We start from the raw sequence: 5,188 nt of genomic DNA on the forward strand, positions 1-5,188 counted from the left end.
AGCGCAGCGAAGTACCGAAGCGAAGCGTAGTGCGGAATGCCCCGACCCTTGCGCAGCAAGGGGCACGCCCAAAAAATCAAATTTAATATTACACTTATCAGTTTTTTGCTTACTTTATCTTACCATAAAGCGCCGCCCTGCATATATTTGTTTTTGCAGTTTTACAAAGGTTATGCAAAAACTTTAAGGCTTTCTAAATTGAACCATTAGAAATACTTGCCGAACACATTGCGCAAAATTACAGGTCTTTTAGGTTTAGGCTTAATCATAAAATCGTAGGATAACATAATCTCATGCGAACCCCTGCTATAAGGATTCAATCCTGACAAAGTATAGTCATAAGAGTAGCCAAAACGTAGTGGGATGTTAGGAAGTCTTGCCCCAATAAGTCCTGCAATAGCGTCATTGTTACCTATACGGTACAATACACCTGCGGTTAAAATTTTATAGTTGATGTTTGTATTGACAGCATATTGTGCTTTTGCACCGTCAAAAGAAATAAAGGTAGAAGGGGTTAAATGAAAGTCGTTTTCTTCGTTAAGTAAAATTTTATATCCTGCGGTCAGGAAATAGTTTCGGTTTAAATTTGTAGCTGATCCATTAACGAATTCAATTTTGCTTTCTATAAGATGCGAAGTGGAAATGCCCGCATACAGTGTAGGACTTATATAGTACAGACCTGCACCTAAATCAGGTACAATTTTAGAAGTATTTGAGGTAGGGATAAGAGGGTCGTTTTGGTCTATGGGGTTCCAGTTTGTTCCTATGCTTTTTTGGTAAGCCCCTCCGTTAATGCCTATTTGTAGGGCTTTGTCTTCAGCTAAGTTTATGCGAAAAGCATAAGACAGCAATCCGCCTACGGTATGCCACTGTCCTAATTGGTCGCTTATGATATGCGCGCCCACTCCACCGCGCAGCGCCTTGATAGGACCATTTGCACTAAAAGTAAACGTACTTGGCTGCTCAGGTATGTTTACCCACTGACTACGGTATAAGCCTGTTAAATTCCAGACCTGCCTTGCACCTACATAAGCAGGATTATAAACCTGTTGATTGTACATGTACTGTGTAAAATGCGGATCCTGCTGTGTATATGCCCTACCTATGGCTGCACATACAGCTAATACACACACGATTTTTTTCATTGCTCTGATAGATAAATGTTACCTCAATATCTTCGGAATGTAAAGATAGTAAGGAATTCTAATAACGCAAAAATTATCTTTACTTTTTTTTGAAAAATTTGAAAACTCTATGAAGCATTTCTAAACAACTGAAAGTGCCAATTTGGGTAAAAAAACTACTTGCAGGTATAAAATAAATTTTGTACTGTTGCAAAGCATATTTATGAACAGCAAAAAAAACCTTCTCTTGTCAATTCTTTGCTTATTTGTTTTAGTCTCAAGCTGCAAGAAAAAAGAAGATGCTCCCAAAAGTGATGCGAAACTTCATTTCAAGTTCAGGTTTGATTCCACACAAGTGCGATTAGACAATTTTGGAAATCCGAGTAGTATAGCGGCAGGAAATGCAGCCCAAAGCCCAAAGTTTAACAAAATGAGCGCGCACTACGTAGAATTTGCACCGAATAAATATACTCAACTTGGGCAAGGTTACATAGCTTATCACGCTCCAGAAACCGATGCAGGTGGGAGTACTGCCATAGACTTCAATAAATGTAATCCCGTTGGGAACAATGAGATATTTCTTTCTATACCTTTTAGCAGCATTCCCAAAGGTACATATCAGTACTTGCGTGTTTCATTGGCATATCAGAATTACGATGTAAAATTTAAGTTTGCAGGCAATAATTACAAAGGTACAGTAGCTTCCTTTATAGGGTATAATACGTATATTCAGCAGTACAAAATAAAAGATAGTACAGTTACTATAAATGGAAATCGGTTACAGGGTTACTGGGGTTTTGAAACGTTTTACAAAGTTATACAAGGTCAAGCCCCTGCTACTACGGTAGTAAATCCAATTGCAGATACTTCCCCTATTCCCTCAGGTTCTTGTGTAGTTACTGCGGCTTTTTCTACACCTTTTGTCGTTACAGGCAATGAAACTTCGGATAAAACGATTATAGTATCTCTATCTACCAACAAAAGCTTTGAATGGAAAGAAATCAACTTTGACAACCTTTGGGAACCAGCGATAGGCGAAAATGTAGTAGACATGGGCATAAGAGGGATGTTGTTACAGATAGAATGATTATTTTGATAAAAAAGAGATTAAGCTACCAATTTCTCATATAGCTTTGTACGTATGACTCTCCTTATTGCCGATAGTGGCTCTACCAAAACGGACTGGGCTTATGTTTCTCATGATGTTAACTTTTTTACTACCCAAGGACTAAATCCTAATTATTTATCCGTAGTACAAGTGGAGGAAGTGCTAAAAAATCAAGTTTTACCTCATGTTACTCAACCTCTCACACATGTATTTTTTTATGGTGCAGGTTTGGGTAATGAAAATGCTAAAAAAGTTTTATATAATGTCTTTAAAAACTTCTTTTCTTCGGCTGAATTACACATATTCCATGATATCTTAGGTGCCGCAAAGGCTGCGTATAATCCCTATGAATCAGGTATTATTTGCATTATGGGGACAGGTTCTATTGCAGGAATGTATGACGGGAACAGGATTATTAGAACTACAGGTGGATTGGGGTATTTGCTGGGCGATGAAGGAAGTGGTACGTATTTAGGTAAGCTGCTAATTATTCAATATGTGCAGCAAAATTTACCCAAAGAACTACAAGAAGCTTTGCAAGATTATATCCAAATTAAACCTAATGAAACCCTTCATTTTCTTTATCAGCAACAGTATCCAAGTCGTTTTTTAGCATCTTTGAGCTATTTTATAGCATCGCATAGATTTCATCCTTTAATTCAGTCTATCATCTACGCGAATTTTCATGATTTTTATGCACGCACTCTACTTCCATTGCTGCGCCTTTATCCTTTTCATGACAGAATATGCTGTGTGGGTTCTATTGCCGATATTTTTCAAAATGAGCTAAAATCTGTAATGACACATAATCATGTACACATACAAAAGATTATTAGCAGACCTATTTTCTGTTTGGTAGAGCAGATAAAAAATACATTGTTGTAAATGACGAAAAATAAGATTTCAGCAGTGTTCGTTAATAAAATTTTAAATGCTTTTGTACTTTTTCAGTTGACTTTTTTAATTTGAATTTTTACACTTGCAACTCTGCATAACATGCTGTCAAATATGACAAGATCAATTATAATCACTATTCTGGTAGGTTCTGCATTAGCTGCATGCGCGCAGAACGTAGGCATAGGCACTGCTACTCCAAACGCAAGTGCCATGTTAGATATAACAGCTACTAACCGTGGTCTGTTAATTCCGAGAGTAAACTTAACGGCTACTAACAATAATGCTCCCATAGGGGCAGGGGTAGCCACAAGCCTTTTAGTGTACAACCAAGCTACCTCTGGGGCAGGTGCCACTGCGGTAACTCCAGGGTACTACTATTGGGATGGTACACAATGGGTTCGCTTAACTGACCGTGCATGGCTAATTGGTAATTCTACGGCTACTACTAACTACCCTGCAAGCACAGGATTCTTTGGCACAGCTACAAACCAGCATATTGACTTTGTAACCAACAACATTGTTCGCGGTAGGCTATCTAACTTAGGAGAATTTTTTATTGGAGCTGTCGCTACTGTTTTACCTGGCGACTTAATGAACGGAGTAGGTAATGCCACTTTCCCATGGGCAGTAAATGGATACACTGACCAAAATGGTGGAGGCGTATATGGCTCTGTAACCGCAGGAACAACAAACTTTGCAGCGGTACAAGGAGAGTATGTAGGAACAGGTACCAGCGGTGCAGGAGTAAGAGGTTCTTACATGACCAATACAGCAGGTACATCCTTTGCAGCCTGCGCCACTGGAGTAGTAGGAACTGCTACAACTACAGGTTCATACAAATTTGGTGTGTATGGCAGTGGGGGTACAAGTACTAGATCTGGTGGAGTAATGGGATACGACTATGGCTTCGCTCTTGGCGCACTTGGATATTATAGTAGTGGAGGTACTGATTTTGCCGTGTATGGTTTTGGGCAAAACTATACAGTGGGTGTACCAGGGGGAAAAATTGGAAGTGCAGCACCTAATAACATGATAGGTTTGGGTATTTATGGCGGCGTTATGGGTGGATGGATAAGAGGTTGTACCTACGGCTTAAATGTTCGCGGCGAAAGATACAGTATGTATGTAGATGGTAAAAGCTACGTCAACCAACCTGTTGTTTATCTCATTCAAACACAGAATACTAATAGAGTTCCTGCTTACATGAGTGTATCCACACACCCAGAAATTACAGACAAAGGTAAAGTCAATTTAGTCAATGGCAGAGCTGTTGTTTCATTCAAAGATGCTTTCAAAAACGCTGTCCTAAACATAGATGATGTAATTATCACAGTTACCCCACAAGGTAATACCCAAGGCGTATATGTTACTGATATTACAAGAGAAGGCTTTACAATCGTAGAAAATAACCAAGGCAAATCTAATGTACAAGTATGCTGGACTGCTTCCGCACCCCTAAAACAAGCTGACAGCAGTATCCCTGAAGAGATATTAGAAAACTCTTTTGATGAAAAGATGCGCGGCGTTATGCACAACGAAAACGCACCTGAAAATGGAAAACCTATTTGGTGGGATGGTGAAAAAGTCCGCTTTGACCCTATACCTCAAGGGCTATTCCAAAAAGATCCCAACAGCTTACCTAACTTTGCTCGCTTGAAAAATTCGCCTAATAAGCAATAATTCATAGCGCTTTTGCAAAAAGCAGAGGAGGGACAAAATAAAAGTCTCTCCTCATTTTTTTCATATCTCAATAACGCTTACCACAAAATTGTATATATCTGCATAGTTTCTTTATAGAATGAGAATATTTTTTGGGCGTGCCCTTGTGGGCATTTCGCTGTGCTCATGCCCACAAGGTCGGCGTGCTACGGGCTACGCTATCGCTTCGGTGCTACGCTTCGCTGCGCACCGTGCTAACGCACGCCCTTCGCATGCCTCACGCAAAGGATCTCTGAAAAATCCATTTCTCTGTTTCTTATGCCAAGTTTTAGCTTGTAAGTGATTGTACTTCAAGCTTAAACAAGGTAAAGACATGATTGCACAGGTCATCTGCGTGAGG

6 protein-coding genes are annotated in these 5,188 nt (G+C 39.5%); 5 read left to right on the forward strand and 1 reads right to left on the reverse strand.

The genetic code is table 11. From position 1 onward, the window contains the following. Positions 1-187, forward strand: a 187-nt coding sequence (locus NZ519_11685; GenBank protein ID MCS7029415.1) for a hypothetical protein, incomplete at its 5' end; no start/stop codon positions are given. Positions 188-206: 19 nt separating this feature from the next. On the opposite strand, the gene NZ519_11690 is transcribed toward NZ519_11685, so the two are convergent. Beyond that, positions 207-1,145 (reverse strand): type IX secretion system membrane protein PorP/SprF, encoded by a 939-nt coding sequence (locus tag NZ519_11690; GenBank protein ID MCS7029416.1) that lies wholly within the window; start codon positions 1,143-1,145, stop codon positions 207-209. 202 nt (positions 1,146-1,347) lie between these two features. On the opposite strand from NZ519_11690, the gene NZ519_11695 reads away from it, so the two are divergent. The 4 genes from NZ519_11695 (at position 1,348) to NZ519_11710 (ending at position 5,131) form a co-directional block, all read left to right on the forward strand. Then, the gene (locus NZ519_11695; GenBank protein MCS7029417.1) at positions 1,348-2,211 is read left to right on the forward strand and encodes a hypothetical protein; all 864 of its coding nucleotides are present in this window, start codon (positions 1,348-1,350) and stop codon (positions 2,209-2,211) included. Between the two features lie 54 nt (positions 2,212-2,265). Beyond that, positions 2,266-3,117, forward strand: a complete 852-nt coding sequence (locus NZ519_11700) for a hypothetical protein (protein ID MCS7029418.1) — start codon at positions 2,266-2,268, stop codon at positions 3,115-3,117. Positions 3,118-3,240: 123 nt separating this feature from the next. Further along, positions 3,241-4,809, forward strand: a complete 1,569-nt coding sequence (locus tag NZ519_11705; protein ID MCS7029419.1) for an H-type lectin domain-containing protein — start codon at positions 3,241-3,243, stop codon at positions 4,807-4,809. 145 nt (positions 4,810-4,954) lie between these two features. After that, positions 4,955-5,131 (forward strand): hypothetical protein, encoded by a 177-nt coding sequence (locus NZ519_11710; GenBank protein MCS7029420.1) that lies wholly within the window; start codon positions 4,955-4,957, stop codon positions 5,129-5,131. Positions 5,132-5,188: the final 57 nt, after the last annotated feature.

It is taken from the genome of Bacteroidia bacterium (genome assembly GCA_025056095.1).
GTDB lineage: Bacteria > Bacteroidota > Bacteroidia > JANWVE01 > JANWVE01 > JANWVE01.